General features: G+C 42.1%; 19 protein-coding genes and 1 pseudogene. 16 read left to right on the top strand and 4 right to left on the bottom strand.

Annotated features, from left to right (window positions below; all coding sequences use genetic code 11):
• Nucleotides 1-2 precede the first annotated feature (2 nt).
• The 7 genes and pseudogenes from DWW91_RS18200 (at nt 3) to DWW91_RS18170 (ending at nt 5,780) form a co-directional block, all read left to right on the top strand.
• A complete protein-coding gene (locus tag DWW91_RS18200) occupies nt 3-1,217 on the top strand; it encodes a glycosyltransferase family 4 protein (RefSeq protein ID WP_122328527.1) in 1,215 nt (404 codons plus the stop codon).
• A gap of 1 nt (nt 1,218) precedes the next feature.
• The gene (locus DWW91_RS18195) at nt 1,219-1,827 is read left to right on the top strand and encodes a sugar transferase (protein WP_122328526.1); all 609 of its coding nucleotides are present in this window, start codon (nt 1,219-1,221) and stop codon (nt 1,825-1,827) included.
• Nucleotides 1,814-3,055 carry a hypothetical protein gene (locus tag DWW91_RS18190; RefSeq protein WP_122328525.1) on the top strand — a complete coding sequence of 414 codons (1,242 nt, stop codon included), beginning with the start codon at nt 1,814-1,816 and terminating at the stop codon, nt 3,053-3,055. Before DWW91_RS18195 ends, DWW91_RS18190 begins: the two co-directional genes overlap by 14 nt.
• 2 nt (nt 3,056-3,057) lie before the next feature.
• Complete coding sequence (locus DWW91_RS18185) at nt 3,058-4,080, top strand: ATP-grasp domain-containing protein (protein ID WP_122328524.1); 1,023 nt, start codon at nt 3,058-3,060, stop codon at nt 4,078-4,080.
• A 10-nt stretch (nt 4,081-4,090) separates the two neighbouring features.
• A pseudogene (locus DWW91_RS18180) lies at nt 4,091-4,222 on the top strand (sugar transferase); the annotation flags it as partial.
• 51 nt (nt 4,223-4,273) lie between these two features.
• Nucleotides 4,274-5,416 (top strand): DegT/DnrJ/EryC1/StrS aminotransferase family protein, encoded by a 1,143-nt coding sequence (locus DWW91_RS18175; RefSeq protein ID WP_122328523.1) that lies wholly within the window; start codon nt 4,274-4,276, stop codon nt 5,414-5,416.
• A gap of 106 nt (nt 5,417-5,522) precedes the next feature.
• The gene (locus DWW91_RS18170) at nt 5,523-5,780 is read left to right on the top strand and encodes a hypothetical protein (protein WP_048317725.1); all 258 of its coding nucleotides are present in this window, start codon (nt 5,523-5,525) and stop codon (nt 5,778-5,780) included.
• 203 nt (nt 5,781-5,983) lie between these two features.
• Here DWW91_RS18170 and DWW91_RS18165 read toward each other — a convergent pair whose 3' ends face one another.
• The 4 genes from DWW91_RS18165 to DWW91_RS18150 are packed head-to-tail and all read right to left on the bottom strand — an operon-like array spanning nt 5,984 to nt 7,546.
• Nucleotides 5,984-6,256, bottom strand: coding sequence for a hypothetical protein (locus DWW91_RS18165; protein WP_122328522.1), 273 nt, complete (start codon nt 6,254-6,256; stop codon nt 5,984-5,986).
• Nucleotides 6,253-6,567: a hypothetical protein gene (locus DWW91_RS18160; protein ID WP_122328521.1), complete on the bottom strand. Its 315-nt coding sequence runs from the start codon at nt 6,565-6,567 to the stop codon at nt 6,253-6,255. Before DWW91_RS18160 ends, DWW91_RS18165 begins: the two co-directional genes overlap by 4 nt.
• Nucleotides 6,568-6,617: 50 nt before the next feature.
• On the bottom strand, nt 6,618-7,079 hold the full coding sequence (locus DWW91_RS18155; protein ID WP_122328520.1) for a glucosaminidase domain-containing protein: 462 nt from the start codon (nt 7,077-7,079) through the stop codon (nt 6,618-6,620).
• A gap of 17 nt (nt 7,080-7,096) precedes the next feature.
• Nucleotides 7,097-7,546 carry an HU family DNA-binding protein gene (locus tag DWW91_RS18150; RefSeq protein ID WP_122328519.1) on the bottom strand — a complete coding sequence of 150 codons (450 nt, stop codon included), beginning with the start codon at nt 7,544-7,546 and terminating at the stop codon, nt 7,097-7,099.
• A 448-nt stretch (nt 7,547-7,994) separates the two neighbouring features.
• Between DWW91_RS18150 and DWW91_RS18145 the strand changes: the two genes are divergently transcribed.
• From DWW91_RS18145 to DWW91_RS18100, 9 genes are all read left to right on the top strand, one after another.
• Nucleotides 7,995-8,375 (top strand): hypothetical protein, encoded by a 381-nt coding sequence (locus DWW91_RS18145; RefSeq protein WP_147426555.1) that lies wholly within the window; start codon nt 7,995-7,997, stop codon nt 8,373-8,375.
• 311 nt (nt 8,376-8,686) lie between these two features.
• Nucleotides 8,687-9,187, top strand: a complete 501-nt coding sequence (locus tag DWW91_RS18140; protein WP_122328517.1) for a hypothetical protein — start codon at nt 8,687-8,689, stop codon at nt 9,185-9,187.
• The gene (locus tag DWW91_RS18135; RefSeq protein ID WP_122328516.1) at nt 9,184-10,539 is read left to right on the top strand and encodes a DnaB-like helicase C-terminal domain-containing protein; all 1,356 of its coding nucleotides are present in this window, start codon (nt 9,184-9,186) and stop codon (nt 10,537-10,539) included. Before DWW91_RS18140 ends, DWW91_RS18135 begins: the two co-directional genes overlap by 4 nt.
• Nucleotides 10,540-10,552: 13 nt before the next feature.
• Nucleotides 10,553-11,731, top strand: coding sequence for a DNA primase (locus DWW91_RS18130; RefSeq protein WP_122328515.1), 1,179 nt, complete (start codon nt 10,553-10,555; stop codon nt 11,729-11,731).
• Nucleotides 11,728-11,991, top strand: a complete 264-nt coding sequence (locus DWW91_RS18125) for a DUF4248 domain-containing protein (RefSeq protein WP_010802861.1) — start codon at nt 11,728-11,730, stop codon at nt 11,989-11,991. The genes DWW91_RS18130 and DWW91_RS18125 overlap by 4 nt, the downstream gene beginning before the upstream one ends.
• 331 nt (nt 11,992-12,322) lie before the next feature.
• Nucleotides 12,323-13,786 (top strand): capsule assembly Wzi family protein, encoded by a 1,464-nt coding sequence (locus DWW91_RS18120; RefSeq protein ID WP_122328514.1) that lies wholly within the window; start codon nt 12,323-12,325, stop codon nt 13,784-13,786.
• Entirely contained in the window at nt 13,783-14,172 is a 390-nt protein-coding gene (locus DWW91_RS18115) for a lipocalin-like domain-containing protein (RefSeq protein ID WP_122328615.1), read from the top strand. Before DWW91_RS18120 ends, DWW91_RS18115 begins: the two co-directional genes overlap by 4 nt.
• Nucleotides 14,173-14,498: 326 nt before the next feature.
• The gene (locus DWW91_RS18105; RefSeq protein WP_122328512.1) at nt 14,499-16,910 is read left to right on the top strand and encodes an SLBB domain-containing protein; all 2,412 of its coding nucleotides are present in this window, start codon (nt 14,499-14,501) and stop codon (nt 16,908-16,910) included.
• A 42-nt stretch (nt 16,911-16,952) separates the two neighbouring features.
• Nucleotides 16,953-18,059 (top strand): Wzz/FepE/Etk N-terminal domain-containing protein, encoded by a 1,107-nt coding sequence (locus DWW91_RS18100; RefSeq protein ID WP_122328511.1) that lies wholly within the window; start codon nt 16,953-16,955, stop codon nt 18,057-18,059.
• The last annotated feature ends 168 nt before the right edge of the window (nt 18,060-18,227 follow it).

The following is an 18,227-nucleotide window of genomic DNA, read 5'->3' as shown; positions in this document are numbered from 1 at the left end:
GTATGAGACTGTTATATATTCATCAATATTTTAATTTTCCAGAAGATTCAGGTGGAACCCGTTCTTATGATTTGGCCAAGTCATTTGTTAATAGAGGGATACGAGTTATTATAATAACTTCAAATACAGAATTAGGTTCTTGTCAAAATCAAAAAGAAAGATGGAAAAAAGTGGTTAGAGATGACTTAATATTATATGTGCTTAGATGCAGATATGATAATAATATGAACTTTCGTCAAAGAATAGCTTCTTTTTTTTCTTTTGCTTTTTATTCTTCGCTTAAAGTTATAAGAATAAAAGCGGATTTAGTATTGGCTACTTCTACACCCCTTACAATAGGAGTTCCTGCTTTAATGAAAAAAATATTTCAGAAAACTCCTTATGTTTTTGAAGTTAGAGATGTATGGCCGGAAGTTCCAATAAAGATGGGGATTATAAAAAATAAATTACTAATAAATATGTTGCGGCTGTTTGAAAAAGTAGTTTATAGACATGCTTCTTGGATTGTACCTTTATCGACAGGAATGTATCGCAATATAGTGGCACGAGTTAAGAATGTTGAGGATAAGATTACTGTAATTCCAAACATATCGGAGTTGGATAGATTCTCCAACTTGACACCTACTGTATCATTTCCTTTTTCTTTAGATGGAAAAAAGATTTTATTATACTGTGGCACAATTGGAAAAGTAAATGGGCTTCAATATTTAGTAGATTTAGCCAGTAAGACGATTAAATGTGATAAAAATATTATTTATTGTATATTTGGTAAAGGAAATGAATTAGATATTGTTTTACAAAAAGCTCAGGAGGTAAATATTCTTAATAGAAACTTCTTTTATTTAGGAGTTGTCTCTAAAACAGATTTACCATATTTGTACCATGTTGCTTCGATTGGTAGTTCTTTTGTTATAGATAATCCCATCTTATGGGATAATTCAGCAAATAAATTTTTTGACACTTTAGCTGCACGTAAGCCTATTGTTATTAATCATGAAGGATGGCAGGCAGAAGTAATTCGTAGATATGAATGTGGTTATGTTCTGCCCTCACAATTAACGGATAATAGTGTTACTGATTTTATTTCATTTATAATGAATGATGATAAAATGGAACAAATGGGAGAGAATGCTTATAAATTAGCAAAACAAGAGTTCTCTTTGGAGGTGGCTACAGATAAATATATGCAAGTTTTTAATAGTATTATTACTCTTTAATATGTATCGTTGCTTTTTTAAACGATTTTTGGATTTTATATTGGCTTTCTTTTTTATCCTCTTTATGTCACCGATATTTTTAGTTACTACAATTTGTTTGCATTTTGCCAATAAAGGAGCCGGAGCATTTTTCTTTCAAGAGCGACCCGGAAAAGGGGGAAAGATATTCAGGATTGTGAAATATAAAACTATGACGGATGAACGGGATGTGGAAGGACATTTGTTACCGGATGCACAACGTTTGACTAAGGTGGGGCGGTTTGTACGTTCTATAAGTATTGATGAATTACCGCAATTGATTAATGTGTTAAAAGGGGATATGGCTTTGATAGGACCAAGACCATTATTACCTGAGTATCTACCTCTTTATTCTAAAGAGCAAGCTCGTCGCCATGAAGTACGTCCGGGTATTACCGGCTGGGCACAAGTAAATGGAAGAAATTTTATCTCATGGACGAAGAAGTTTGAGTTGGATGTGTGGTATGTGGCTCATTGTTCATTCCTCTTAGATTTTAAAATTATATTTCTTACTGTAAAAAAAGTATTCGTTAGAGAAGGTATTAATTCGGACAACGATGTAACAATGGAAGATTTTGATGGAACAAATTAATTATAGTTATCTGAATTCTTTGGATAAAGAGTATGGTACTCCATTCTATTTAATGGATAGTGATATGTATATATCCAACATAACAGAATTCAAAAGAGGTTTTCGAATTCGATATGATAAATTGATTATAGGCTATTCGTTTAAGACAAACTATGTTCCTGTACTATGTAAAATAGCTAAGGAGCAGGGATGTTTTGCAGAAGTGGTTTCGGAAATGGAATATGCTTTAGCCAAGCAGATAGGGTTTGATAATGTCATTTTTAATGGTCCAATCAAGAAGGCAGATGCTTTGATAGAAGCATTGAAAGATGGCGCTGTGATTAACCTAGATTCGATGTACGAAATTGATACTATCCTTAAATACAAAAAGAAATATTCTAGTATAGAAGTCAAAGTAGGTCTGCGTATAAATATTGATTTGACGGATGAAGATGGAGTTTCGAAGGTTCAATGTGGTTTGAGAGTAGGACGATTTGGTTTTACAAAAGAACAGCTTAATGATGTTATTCCTTTGTTACTTAATTCTGGAGTTCAAATTATCTCTTTACACGGTCATACTTCTTCCTCGGATAGAGCGGTTGTCAATTATGGATTGATAGTGGAACAGATGTTACAAGTTTGCGACAAATTTAATCTCTATGACTTACAATATTTTGATGTGGGAGGAGGTTTCTTTGGCGCTGCAGCAAAAGGGATTGATGTAAGTCATAAGCCTAAATATGTGGATTATGCTAATTGTATCTTAGACGTTTGCTTGTCAAACAATTGGTTTAATAAAGTACGACCTAATATTGTTATTGAACCGGGAGTTTCTGTTGTAGCTAACGTATTCAGTTATGTGTCTAAGATATTTCAAACTAAGGTAATTGCAGGTCAGCATTTTCTGACTACAGATGGGAGTGTGTTTGATGTAAAACCAACTATGCACAGTAATAATTTGCCACATACTTTTTATACGAAAGAAGAATGTTATGATACATCTGAGGCTAATTTAGTTGGTTCTACTTGCATGGAGAAGGATGTAATACTGAATAATGTTGCAGTACCTTCTAATATTGGATATGGTGACTATGTCAAGATTGATGGTGTGGGGGCATATACAATGGTGTTGACACCCACATTTATAAATTTTGTTTCACCTATAATTGGAATGAACGAGGATGGCACAACCTACATTGTACGTAGGAGGCAAACAGTTGATGATGTGATGGCTTTATACAATCTATAAATATGAATATTCTTTTTACTTGTGCAGGTCGTCGTTATTACCTGCTAAAATACTTTAAGGAAGCAATTGGCAATAGCGGTAATATTGTGGCTACTGATATGCAATTATCGGCTCCAGCTCTCACTGCTGCTGATGTAAAAATACAAGTGCCTAAGGTGTATGCTACGAACTATATTGCTACAATATTGCAAATTTGTGAGGAACAACAAATTGGAGTGCTGATTTCTCTTAATGATTTGGAACTTCCCATTTTGTCTAAACATAAATCTGAATTTGAGTTACTTGGAGTAAAAGTGATAGTCAGCGATCCGAGAGTGGTTGACATCTGTTTCGACAAATATAAGACTGCTCAATACATAGAAAGTTTAGGTTTGAATACACCTAAGACTTACATTGATTACAATGAAGCTGTTGCTGCCATCAAAGCAGGAACTCTAAATTTCCCTTTGATTCTGAAACCTCGTTGGGGTTCAGGCTCTATAGGACTTGAATTCGTAGATGATCTTGAAGAATTGTCGATGGTTTATAAGTTTGATAAAAAGAAAGTTTATAAATCTATTCTTGCAAAAGCTTCGTCAGATGAGAATTTTCTGCTCATTCAAGAAGTAATAAAAGGTCCTGAATATGGTCTTGATATATTAAACGATTTGCAAGGAAATCATAGGGGGGTATCTGTGAAGCGGAAACTTGCTATGCGTTCCGGAGAAACAGACAAGGCCGTTACAATAGATAATGTAATAATCCGTGAGATTGGGGCAACTATCGGTCGTAGTCTAAAACACATAGGAAATCTTGATTGTGATGTATTAGAGCGCAATGGCGAATACTATGTTTTGGAATTGAATCCTCGATTTGGTGGCGGATACCCTTTTTCACACGAGGCCGGTGTCAATATGCCAAAAGCTATTATCGCTTGGGCAAAAGGTGAGGATGTTTCTGATGATACATTTGTACCTGAATATGGAGTGATGTTCTCAAAGTGTGATATTCTGCTAAATGTAAGTATGAATAAAACGATGATTTAATATAGAATATAATGCTCTGAAATATAATGATGAGGTCTTGTTTCCTGATAAAGTAAAAATAAATATAGAATATTTAGATAATTGGTCGTTTTGGAATGACATTCAGATCATTATATATACGGTGCTAGGAAAGGGTATGTAAAGTTTTATCCTTTCTTTTTAGCATAGGAAATGAATTGTTAAAATAATTTTTATGAATAAGCGAATCTACCTTTCTCTCGCCCATATGTCTGGTCGTGAGCAAGATTTCATTAAAGAAGCATTCGATACTAACTGGGTTGTCCCATTAGGTCCGAATGTGAATGCTTTTGAAAAAGAACTGGCGGATTATATTAAAGAAGACCGACATATTGTCGCATTATCTGCCGGCACAGCCGCTCTTCACCTGGGTCTTATCGAACTAGGTGTGCAAGCAGGTGACGAAGTCATCTGCCAGTCCTTTACTTTTGCCGCTTCAGCCAATCCGATAGCATATCAGTCAGCTACTCCGGTCTATGTAGATAGTGAGCAGGATACTTGGAATATGAGTCCTTTATTTTTGGAAGAAGCGATCAAAGATCGTTTGCGTAAAACAGGAAAACTTCCGAAAGCAATTATCCCGGTTCATCTATACGGCATGCCTGCAAAAATGGATGAAATTATGGCTATTGCTTCTCGGTATGGAATACCCGTTTTGGAAGATGCAGCCGAAGCCTTGGGTTCAGTGTACAAAGGACAAAAATGTGGTACTTTCGGAGAATTTGCGGCCTTATCATTCAATGGAAATAAGATGATCACGACTTCCGGAGGCGGCGCTTTGGTTTGCCGGACGGAAGAACAGGCCAAACGGACTATGTTTTATGCTACCCAAGCCAGGGAAAATGCTCCGCATTACCAACATGAATGTATCGGTTATAACTACCGCATGAGTAATATTTGTGCCGGAATCGGTAGAGGACAGATGTTTGTGTTGGATGAACATATTGCACGACGCAGGGCAATACATCGGCTGTATACGGAGTTGCTGAAGGATATGCCGGGTATCGAGGTACAACGGAATCCTTCGGAAGATTTCAATTCGAACTTTTGGCTGACTTGTATTCTGATAGATCCCGAAAAGGCTGGATTTACCCGTGAGGATGTCCGGTTACATTTGGCAGATGAAAATATAGAAACACGCCCTTTGTGGAAACCGATGCATCTGCAACCGGTGTTTAAGCAATCTCCTTTTTATGGGGACGGGACATCGGAAAGGTTATTTGAGAGAGGACTTTGCTTGCCTTCCGGGCCTACACTCACCGATGATGATATTTGCAGGGTAGTGGAAACAATGTTAAGTTTGTCATCTCCACGATAGAGTGGAAATAATAGACTTTATATATCGTTTTGTGATTAGATAGATTTTATTTGTTTTCTAGAATTTTAATTCGTTCCTTTGTTTCGTATTTACAAAACACATAATTATGAAAACAACAGAGATTCAATTAGAAAGAACACAGATTGAAGACGGTCTCAGACGTCTAAAATCCGTAGAAAGTTTAAAAAAAGTTCGGCAATATTTACAGACGTTGCTTCATCAGGAAACATTAGAGATGAAAAAATGTCCGGGGAGTTGTTCGGTAGAGGAGTTGAATGTGATTTTAGATAAAGCAGAAGCTGCTTTCGAACGAGGAGAATATGTAACGAATGAAGAAGCAATGACGATTATAAAATCTTGGTAATGTATATTGTACATTGGGAAATTGAAGCCTTAACTATAATGAAGCAGATTTTTGATTGGTATTTTGTTGAAAATGATATTGTTCATATAGTTTATATATGGGATAACAGGCAATCATTGTCAAAAATGAATATATTAGTAAAATAAGTAAAAGGATGTAGCAATAGTTCTAAGTGAACCTTTTGCTACATCTCTTTTAAACAATCAAATATCCGTTTCTTCATCTTTCCATTCCTCTTCCGGAAAATACTGGTCGATGATAATGAAAAACAGATGATATTTACATAAGATATGACGTATCCAGCGTTCGCTCACCAATAGCTTTTTACTGATCCGGGAGATATCCCGGTCGGTAATCCCGGAGACATCCATGCTTTTGGCATGTTTTCGGTAAGCCTTCAACAGACAGTCATAGATGGCATATCCGGTCGCTTTGTTGCAGTGGATCATGCGTTGGTAATTTTCTTTGTAACTCATGCTGTGAATAATTTGTACAGACCGCCGATCAGTCCCGCAGCCATCAGGCTGTAACCGGCAATGTCTATGGGTTCGACACGTTGTTTGGTTCCCCAGTCGCCCTGGTTGAGAGCGAGAGTATCGCTCCGATAGTCGTCAGCGTCACTTCTGTCTGCTCCATCAGTAGAGACAGCAGGGTGATCGCCATCAGGAAGAGGACGAGGATAGGGATGGGGACAAGGGCAGTCACCGGCAGCCGGCTTTTGCCTGCGGGGAAAGATGATCCGGGCAAGGCTGGTGAGGAAGTTGAGAATGGTTTCAAGAGTTTTCATTTTGTATATATTAATATTTAGAAATGTTTCAAATCTGATAAAAGGTGAACTCAGCAAACAGGCATCCTTTCAATCGTCCGGCAAATCGACACCAACATCCTCTGATAAGCAGCACGGTTGTCACCATTCACTTCGCTGATGTATTTACTGTAAGCGATCTCTTTGGCATAAGCCGAAGGATGGGCACTGAGTGAGGCAGCTACCGGATAAGTGGTGTGGATCAGACGGGCGAAGTCCATAAAACTGTCTTCCGCTGATTCGTAGGTGCGGAACCATAAGGAAGTATGGCCGCTATTTTCCGACAGATCGGTCTTTGTCCCTTTCCAGAAGGCGTTGGAACGTCCGTAGGCGGTGATACCGAAGAAATTATGATGTTCCTTTGCCAGCGTACTTTCTCCCCAACCGGTTTCGATGGCTGATTGGGCAAGGATGACGATCGGATTGATTCCGAAACATTCCCCCGCCTTTTGAGCGGGGAAAAGATACTGTTTAATGTATTCTTGTTTTACCATAATAAAGAATAATTATTTTACTCGATTTCCGGACGGTCGCTGCCGCCCCCTTCTTCCGGTTTGCTTTCCGTGCCGGGGATGTTGTATTTCTCGAAACTGGCATTACGGATGGTATCCGTCAGCATCGTACCGGGGTAAAAAACGATATGTGCCCGGTGGAACAGAGAGGTATTGAAATCCTTTTCCGTAGAAGATCCTTTGCTGCCGGCAACCATCCGGAAACTACCGAAGTCGCCCAAATGGATCGATTCTCCGTCGGCCAGCGATTCATTCATGACGGACAAGAGTCCGTCGAGTACCAGCAGGATATCACCGCGGCTGGCAGTACTGTATTTGCTGATACGGCTGCAAATACGGTTCAGGTCGACCTTTTTGGTGATGCTGGTCTGTGCATAGTAAAGTTCGGCCCCTTCGGCCGCATCCTTACTCATGTCTCTTCTTTTGACAAGTCTGAATTTTAATGGCATAATGTTAATTGAAATTTGAAAATTAATAATTGAAAATTGTTGGTTATCGATAACATTACAAAGGTAATTGCTGCGGAAAAGTGCCTGCCGGATAGAAGCAGATAGCAGTAGTTGGAAGAGAATAAAGGTGGTTATTATTTATCATAAAAGGAGCTGATAATTACTATTAAAACATAGGTATTTTAACGGCAAAACATATATGATTTGCGAACGAAACATATATGTTTTGAAGAAAGAATAAAAAGACAATTTCACAACTTAATAACCCTGATTACAACTTAAATTTATAAACAAATGGGACAGCAAGTAAATAAGTTGAAAATAAATCAGATAAAAACAAAATTGATGGAAGTTTTAAAAAAACATTCGGGCAATAACCGGTGAACACCTGTCGCTCGATCCTTTGACGGAATGGCTGGATAAACAACCGGATAAAAACCGGTACGTGATGTTGTTTACCTGGTTCTTAGGAGAACCGGTCATAAAGGCGCTGAAAACATGGAATACTTTGGGAGAGCGTTTCCTGAAAGAGAACCGGATCGGGATCCTGCATGATTGCGGTTTCGATACGGGACGTTTGCCGATGGAACGCATTCGGGTGAAATCTCCGGATTTGTTCCTCGCTTACATCGCGGCCATGGCCCGTTGTGGAATGTTGGATTGTTCGTTGGAAGAACTGGCCGATTACATCGACTTGATTTTTGAAACGGGATACGAAGTCGTTACGATTTACAATCATTTAAAGGCGGCTCAGAATACCTTTTGGGAGATCGACCAGGCAGTCGAAAGGAGTAAAAAGAAGGAGAGAAAACAACAACGTAGTAAATAGAATTTGTAACTTACTGTAATCGTGTTATTTAAGTTGTGAAACTGGCATCAAAACAGTTCTCAAAAGTCGGAAAAGAATGATTTACTTTGCATCAGAACGTTAGGGTATTATTTCATTTGCGAAAAAACGATGGAAATTACGATTTATAAATTCTAGATAAGAAAGATAGTTCTAACTATATTAAAAGAGAGGCATCCGGATATGCATAGAGTCTACATACGGTAGTGCTTCGGGATTATGACTATCAAGTTTTAGCGCAAATAGTAATCTCATAACGGGGCAAATATTAATTTTCTTTAAATGTGATTATTATGAGCGTAAAACAAACGAAAGAAAACCCGGAGGCATTGTGGATGGGAAAGTCTTTTATGAAGATGCCTCGAAAAGTGTTGGCGCTGTCGGTCAGTGCCAGTAAGAAAGAACGTCACCTAGCCCGTATCTACATGGCATTGGCAACGATGAGTTATTTCAAACCCGGATTTATGAAACTGGGACGTATCCAATACGTTTGCCATGTAGGGGAGTATTTTTGTACTTATCAGTTCCTGGCTGATCGTACTGATATCAGTGTCGGTTCGGTGGGTTATTATCTGAGAAAGTTGGCTCGGGAACGATTGATCGAATATGGTCCTGTGGCGGGAGGCACAAAAATCAAGATTTGTAATTATAATTATTTTTCGGGACAGATAACAGAAAGTATGGATGACAGCGGCAATGATACTTCTGCCGCTCAGGCAATGGCTGCTGCCGAACAGGCGATGGGAGGCCGTAGCAAACAATTTCAGCCAAAAGGAAAGGGAGGCGAAGCATGAAAGAGGATGTAGACGAACAGAAAGATCTGACGTTGTCGGAGGTGGAGAGCACGTTGGTGTGCTGCCTGCTGACCAGTGTGGATGCTCCGGGACTGGTGTCGACATTGCTGCATAAGGAAATGTTTTCGGATGCTGCCCTGGGATTTGTTTTTCAGGCAGCGATGAACCTGTACGAACAAGGGGTGCAACCGGATATGGTGTCGGTTGATGTTGAGATGCGTCGGCTGGACGAGGAGCGTTGGAAAGAACTGAACGGACTGGCGTTTCTGCTGACTGCCATGCTGAATGTGCGCCATGGCGGTAATGTGTTGCACTATGCTGCGGAGATAAAAAAGCAATATACCCTGCGTTGCCTGGCACAGTTGTCGGCTATGCTGAATATGAAAAGTTGCCAGTTCGGCTCTGAACCGGAATCGCTGATAACGGAGGCGGAAGAGTCGTTGATGAAACTAAGGGAGAAACTGGTGACCAGCGAGCCGATACGTCCGGTCGGTGAATTGGCTGCCGAAGTGGTGGAATGGCATCGCGAACGATTGCTGGGCACTCATGACCGGAACCGTTTGCTGAGCGGGATCAGCGAGTTCGATTATGTCACCGGAGGATTTCATAAAGGGGAATTGTCCGTACTGGCGGGCCATTCGAGCGACGGGAAAACAGCTGTGGCTCTGCATATTGCCGTACAAGCTGCCCGGGCCGGCAAACATGTCTGCCTCTTCAGTCTCGAGATGTCGAACTTGCAGATGCTAAACCGTATCCTGGCCGGCATCACGGATGTCGATCCGGATCATCTGCGTATTTCCGGCATGACGGCGCACGAACTGGAGGTGCTCGAAAAGGCCGGAAAGCAGTTGGAGCATCTGCCGTTGTATATTGATTACAAGGCTTGTAACACGTTGTCGGATATCCGTTCGAAGGTGATGCTGAAAAGTAAGAAGGGCGAATGTGATTTCGTGATACTCGATTATCTGCATTTGTTGGGCAGTATCCGTCAGAAGAACGATACCCAGGAACAGGTGGTTGGCCGTAACATCACGGCGCTGAAGCAACTGGCGTTGGATGCGGACTGTCCGGTGCTTGTCGTTTCGCAGGTGAACCGTGCCAGCGATCAGCGTCCCGATAAGGCGCATATCCCGGTGATGAGCGACCTGCGTGATTCGGGAACTATCGAACAGGTAGCCGATTGTGTATTTTTTGTCTACCGCCCGGAGCGTTACGGCATCGTCAAAGACGAACGTACCGGTGAAAGTCTGGTGGGAGTAGGTAAACTCTATATTGTAAAAAACAGGAACGGTGCGACCGGCATTGCCCGTTTCCGTTATAATGCTTCGTATACTAAAATAACGGATTATTAATGTCAGGAACGATATGACACACTATAATATCGATCAAATAAAAAGTTCGGTCCGCATAGAGGATGTGGCGGGAGGTTATGTCAACCTGTTGCGCTGTGGCAAGTTATTTAAAGGGCTTTGCCCGTTCCATGACGACCATCATCCGTCGTTGATCGTCGATCCGCAGAAACAGACATTCGCTTGTTATGCTTGCGGTGAACATGGGGATGTGATTGCTTTCGTACAGAAGATGGAGCGTTGCAGCTTTGTGGAAGCAGCGGGGAAATTGGGAATTGAAAATGGAAAATTGAAAATTAATGAAAGAAAGGCGAAGCCTGTTCCTGTGAATAGCAATGAGAAGAAATTTTCAATTTTCAATTCTCAATTTTCAATTGAAAAAAACTTACAGTTTTTTTCCTCCCTTCTTCCTTATGCTTGCGGTGATTCGGAATTGACGCCCGTTTATTTGGATTTTGAGGTGGGCGTTTCGCCGGGTATGGTGCCGAAAGAATGGTATGCTATGCGGGGACGTGTTATTTTTCCGATTCGGGATGAGGAAGGGGGACTGATAGGTTTTGCCGCGCGGAAACAATCGGATGGAAATCCGGATGAACCTAAATATATCAATACTTCGGCAGCAAACGGGTATAAGAAGAGTGATCATCTGTATGGTCTTTACCGGGCTAAGGAGGCGATTGCAGAGAGAGGTCTTGTCTATTTGGTGGAAGGCTACAAAGATGTGATCGCCATGCATGCAGCCGGGTTTGTTAATACGGTGGCTCTCTGTGGGACGGCTTTGTGTGACGGACATATCCGATTGCTGAAGAAATACGCTTCGCAGGCAGTTGTTTTGCTTGACGGCGATGAGGCAGGGCGGAAAGCTACTGCTACGGCTGTGGCTTCGCTACGTCGTGAAGGTATCCTGGCGGTCGGAGGCGAATTGCCTGAAGGGGAGGACCCTGATTCGTTGTTTCGCTCCGGAGGGAAAGAGGCATTTGCCAAATTCATTTGTAAGATGCAGAGGAATTTGTTTGCCTCCGAAGAGATGCTTTTGCTTAACCGGATTTGTAGCCAGGTCCGTGTGTTGATGTGGAAGGAGATTGAAGGAAACAGGGAAGAGTTGTTTCGGAATCTGGGTACGATGCTTGCTCACCGGACAGGCCTTTCGCTTCGGGATGGCCGTCCGGGTACCATGGATTGGAGGTGGCTATGAAAGAGGATCAGAAAAATAAGAAGCCGGATAGGGACGAAGAGGAGGAGAAATGGAAGAACCGTAGTTTCGGTTGGCTTGAACTGGGTATCCTGTACAGTCCGATGATAACACCGGCGGCAGCTTCCCGCCGTTTGAAAGCCTGGGTATTGGCAAACAAGATTCTGGTCACTCTTCTGAAAGCCGCCGGCTGGAATCGCAAGCAACGTGTCATGACACCGAAACAGGTGGAATGTATAGTAGAAATATTGGGAAGACCTTAATGATAATAATATGCCAATATGGTAATGTGTCAATATGCCAATGGAGATAGTAATAGATTCACTATTTATCAAAATTGAACTATTCTGTCGTCAACCTCACTTGACTATTACAGGTTTATTTGCCGTCTGCTTTAGCAGACGGACTAGTAAAGAATCTATCTCTTTGGACTTTAGTCCCATTTCTTAAAGCTTTCTATCTGAGAGAAATGTGGCTAAAGCCAAAAAAAAGAACCAGCTTATAAACCGTCAGCTAAAGCAGACGGCAAATGAACCTGTAACAGATGAGTCACTTTGATGGTTGGATAGTTCAATTATTTCTAATCAAAAACAAATGAAATTAATATCAAACTTACTTATTTGGGGAGGTATTTTAGTGCTTCCCCTAAACTCTTATGCTCAGTTTTCCAAAGGGCTGAGTTATCGGGCGGAGACCGGTGTCAGCTTTAGCGGAGGGGAGCATACTCCTTTCTGGTTGACGGCAAACAAGCAGGGACTTTCGTCCATTGAAAAGAATAACGGGTATCTGCGTGCAGGTGTCTTCCGGGAGTTGGAAAAGGATAAACCTTTCTCGTATGCTTTCGGGGTGGATCTGGCTGTCGCTTATAATTTTACTTCGACTTTTGTAGTGCAACAATTGTATGCGGATCTGAAATACCGTTGCCTGGGATTGAGTATCGGAAGCAAGGAGCGGCATAGCGAGTTCAATAATCCGTTCCTTAGTAGTGGAGGACTGACATTCTCGGGAAATGCCCGTCCAATTCCGCAGGTTCGTATCGGTATTCCTGAATATACGCTTGTTCCGGGGACAAAAGGTTGGTTGGCATTTAAAGGTCATATCGCTTATGGTCTGTTTACGGATGACGGCTGGCAAAAAGATTTTATTAAGCCGGGAGGAAAGCATACGGAGCATGTACTTTATCATTCCAAAGATTTGTATGTGAAGGTCGGTAACCGGGAGAAGTTTCCTTTGATCTTTGAAGGAGGTCTTGAGATGGCTGCTCAATTCGGGGGAAATGCTTTTATTGGAGATAAGAAAACCGATATGCCGAATGGGATAAAAGATTTCTTTAAGGTGTTTATTCCGAGCGGGGGGAGCAGTGACACCCCGCTTGGAGAACAGACGAATATTTATGGAAATCACTTAGGAAGTTGGAATTTTTCTTTGACGTGGTATGCTCCTAAAAACTGGACAATCCGTCCCTATTACGAACATTATTTTGAAGACCATTCGCAGATGTTCGGTGAATATGGCTGGAAAGATTGCCTGGCAGGAATAGAAATAGCGTTTCCCAAAAATCGGGTGATCGGTAGTTTCGTTTACGAATATATCTCAACGAAAGACCAGTCCGGTCCTGTTTATTGGGACCATACCCCTGAGATACCTGAACAGGTGAGTGGTGCGGATAATTATTATAATCATGGCATTTATACCGGTTGGCAGCATTGGGGAATGGGAATCGGTAATCCGTTGGTTATGTCTCCAATCTATAATACAGATGGTGATATTAGTTTTAAAAGTTCGCGTATGCAAGGACATCATTTCGGGATCATGGGTAATCCTGTCAACGATTTGCAATACCGGATACTTTTATCGTTTACCCGTAACTGGGGAACTTATGGTTTGCCATTTTATGAGATCAAAAAGAATGGAAATGCATTGATAGAATTAACTTATACGCCACATCAGTTAAAAGGCTGGGATTTTACAGGATCGCTAGGTGTTGACAGAGGCGAAATGTTGGGTAAAAGTGCCGGCGGCATGTTAACAATCAGAAAAACAGGATGGATACGATGAATACAATGAAAAGATACATAATAGTGGTGTTGCTGACCCTAATAGTCAGTGCCTGCGGAAAAATGCCGATCAACGGAGACCTGGATGGTCGCTGGCAGATCATGAAAATAGCATATGCATCAGGAGAGGAAGAGATGCCGGAACGGGCTTACTACAGTGTTGCTTTGCATACAATCAATCTGATGAAGGTTGATGTAACCAGTCAGACCGGCAATATGGAATATACCGGAGATTCATTGTTTGTAGTCATGCCGGTCAGCAAAGTTGAAGATTTATTGCCATTCGGGATGAACGGGACGGAGCAACGTTTCGGTATCAAAGAATTAACATCAAAGCATCTGGTCCTGCAATCGGATTATGCCCGGTTGGAGTTCAGGAAATTTTGATTCATAATTTATCAGATTTGAACTATTTTCTTTAATGGGGCTTTGCCCCATGCCGCAGGCTCTCTTTTGCCGTCAGTTTCAACTGACGGATAGATAAAACTTCCGGTTTTACCGGCTTCCTCTGTGGGTTTCAACCCCTTTTCCTGATATGTATAATGAAAGGGGATAAATCCCACGGAGGAAGAGGCTTTGCCTCCTGTATTTAGAACCGTTGGTTGAAACCAACGGCAAAATAGAGCCTGCGGCACGAGGCGAGCCTCGTTAAAAGACACCGTAGATAGTTCAATTTTTTCTAAAATCGAAATAACAACAAAACAAATAACAATATGAATAACGTAATCAGAAATGTATTATTGGGGGGATTACTGTGTCTGTCGGTTCCGCTAGCGGCACAGGTACCCCTGGATTTGATTGACAAGGCGAAAGCCGCGGGTATGACGGATGACCAGATCCGTCAGGAGATGAATAAACGGATGGGACAGTCCGGAGCGGAACAGACCGCACGTACGGCATCGGAAGCTGTGGTTACAGACCGTACGGTCACGGTTCCGGATGGAAAGGGAATACTTCCTCTGGATGCTCAGCGGGATGCCAATCGTCCGGCGGGAGATTTAAGTGGTACAGTGTTTGGCCGTGAAATATTCTCAAACAAGAACCTGTCCTTTGAACCGGACCTGAATGTACCGACTCCCAAAGGATATGTTTTATCTGCCGGAGACGAATTGCTGATCAATGTCTGGGGAGATTCAGAACTGAATCTAAAATTGAAGGTTTCTCCTGAAGGAACAATTCTTATCCCTAACCTGGGTCCGGTATCTGTAAGTGGACTGACTATTGAAACAGCTGAAAATCGTATCCGTCAGGAACTGGGGCGGATCATGTCTACCTTGTCCGGGAATACAGAGTCTGGAAGTACGGACGGGGCTAATACGTTCGTATCCGTTAGTCTGAGCCAGATACGCAGCATCAAAGTCAATATTGTAGGTGAAGTCGTTGCTCCGGGAACATATACATTACCTTCGTTTGCTACCTTGTTTAATGCTCTGTATGCAGCAGGGGGTGTAAATGAGATTGGTTCGCTTCGCGGAATAAAAGTGTACCGTAACAGTAAGGAAGTGGCTAAACTGGATGTATATGATTATCTGCTGAACGGCAAATACAATACGAATATCCGTCTGGAAGAAAATGATATGGTGATCGTTTCTCCTTACGACCAGCTGGCTGTTGTAAGAGGTAAGGTAAAACGTAACCGCATTTTCGAAATGAAAAAAGGAGAAACTTTGCAGCAACTTTTGAATATGGCTGGAGGTTTTACCGGAGATGCGTACAAGAAAGATGTCCGTATTAAACGAAAAGCCGGAAGCCGTTATCAGATAGCTACTGTTACGGAAGATAAATATCCTACTTTTGCGATGATGGATGGCGATTCTTTGTTGGTGGATTCTGTGATCCCCTTCTACGAAAACCGTCTGACAGTGACAGGAGCAGTCTGGCGTCCGGGAGAATATGAGTTGAATGGGGCGGTACATACCGTAAAAGAATTGGTCAACCAGGCAGCGGGTTTGAAAGGAGATGAGTTTACCGGCCGTGCCCAGATTACCCGTTTGAATCTGGATTTCACAACGACTGTTATAGCCGTAAACATTCGTGGCATTCTCAGTGGCACGTCTCCGGATATAGAACTTAAACCGGAAGACCAACTGAACATTCCATCCCTGTTTGACCTTCGCGAACCTTATACGATCAAAGTAAGTGGAGCGGTGAATTACATAGACACTGTCCTTCCTTACCGGAATAACCTGACCGTTGAAGATGCCATTATGATGGCCGGCGGATTAAAGGAATCGGCAGCAACGGTCAATGTGGAAGTAGCCCGAAGGATTAAGGATACAAAAACTTACGAGAACACTAACCGTACAGCCGAAGTATTCAATTTTGCATTGAACGATAATTTAGGTTTGATCTCTACGGATGGAAAGAAAAGCGATACGGTCTTTACATTGGAACCGTTTGATGAAGTGTATGTGCGTTTCTCACCGGGTTATCAGGAACAACAGGTGGTGAAGGTAAATGGTGAAATTACTTTCTCCGGCGATTATGTACTGGCAGAAAAGAATTCCCGTTTGAGTGATATCATAGCCAAAGCCGGAGGGATAACTCCTGATGCCTATGTAAAAGGGGCAAGCCTGAAACGTCAGTTGACAGAAGATGAAATGCGCCGCCTGGAAACTCTGCTGCAACTGAGTTCCAATAAACAGAGCCGCGATTCGGTTGCCCTGTCACTGGAAAACATCAAAGACTACTCGGTGGGTATCGATTTGGAAAAGGCCCTGGCAAATCCGGGGAGTGCGCACGATGTGGTATTGCGTGACGGGGATGAACTTTATATTCCTCAGTTGCAAAGTACGGTAAAGATAAACGGCGCCGTAACTTATCCAAACAGCGTGACCTATACGAAAGGGATGTCTGTGGGAGATTGTCTGTCGCAAGCCGGCGGCTATAACGATATTGCCCGCAAATATCCGATTGTGATCTATATGAACGGAAAGGTGGCAACGACAAAGAAATGCTTTATCTTCTTTAAACGTTATCCGAAGGTAGAACCCGGGTGTGAAATCGTCGTTCCGACCAAGACACAGCGCGATCGTAAGACCAGCCTGGCAGAGGTACTGAGTATAGCCAGTTCAACCACTTCGATGGCAGCCATGGTCACCTCTATCATCAACACGCTGAAATAATTTTCAATTTTCAATCTTTAATTTTCAATTAACAAAGTGGATATGAATCAAATGAATACCCCTGAGACAGACAATGTGCAGGAGATAGACCTGGTAGAGTTGGTTAAACGGCTATGGGGGGAACGTAAGTTCCTGTTCAAATGCTGCGGAATCGCGATAGTTGTAGGATTGGTGGTCGCTTTTAGCATACCAAAAGAATATAGTACAACGGTAAAGTTGGCACCCGAAACGTCTGATCCATCCAAAAAGATGGGGAATCTGGGTGGATTGGCCGCCATGGCAGGGATTAACCTGAACAGCTCTTCGGGAGCGGATGCTATTTCTCCGGATTTGTATCCGGATGTGGTGCAGAGTATTCCTTTTCTGTTGGAGTTGTTTCCGGTACAGGTTGAGAGTGAAAAAGGAGATTACTCATCGACATTGTACGAATATATGAATGAGGATCAGAAAAGTGCGTGGTGGAGTTATGTAATGCAGGCTCCGTTCAAACTGTTGGGTGTAGTGAAAGATTTATTCTCAAAGGAAGAGGAAAAGAACAGTACGGAATTATCCTCTTTTCATCTAACAAAAGAGCAGTCTGATGTGATAGAGGATTTGCAGGAGCGCATTTCTGCCTCTGTAGATAAAAAGACATTGGTGATCACTGTCTCCGTTCAGATGCAGGACCCGTTGATCTCGGCGAATATTACTCAAATTGTTTTAGAAAAACTTCAGGGATACATCACAAATTACCGTACCCAGAAAGTGAAACAAGATCTTGAATTCACAGAGAAAGTATTTAGTGAAGCCAGGGAATCCTACTACAAAGCACAACGTGCTTATGCGGCTTTTGAGGATGCCAACAAGAATATCATCTCAGCCAGCTACCGTACGGAACAGGAACGTTTAAAGAATGAAATGACATTAACCTTCAATGTTTACAATACATTGGCCCAGAAGTTGGAACAGGATAAACTCCGGGTACAGGAACAGACACCGGTGTATACAATAATACAGCCCGCCACGGTTCCCTTAAAAGCAGCTTCTCCCAAGAAGCTGCTGATCCTGATTGGGTTTGTATTCCTTGCCATATTCGGTGGAATCGGTTATCTGTTTATCAAAGACCTTTTCAAACCCAAAGAGGAAACTGAGGTTTTAGAGGTTGAATAATTGGGTTATTATAGAGTTCAACTTTTGTCAGATATGAACCTATCTTTTTTATATCGGAGCGTCAGCTCTGTCATCCCGGGCTTGACCCGGGACCTCATACTTGACTAAGAATCAACCAGTATGATGAGGTGGCGGGTCAAGCCCGCCATGACAGAAAGAGGGCCGCTA

Source organism: Parabacteroides sp. AF17-3, assembly GCF_003635445.1.
In the GTDB taxonomy this organism is placed as follows: domain Bacteria; phylum Bacteroidota; class Bacteroidia; order Bacteroidales; family Tannerellaceae; genus Parabacteroides; species Parabacteroides goldsteinii.
This window is presented reverse-complemented; position numbering and strand designations above follow the sequence as displayed.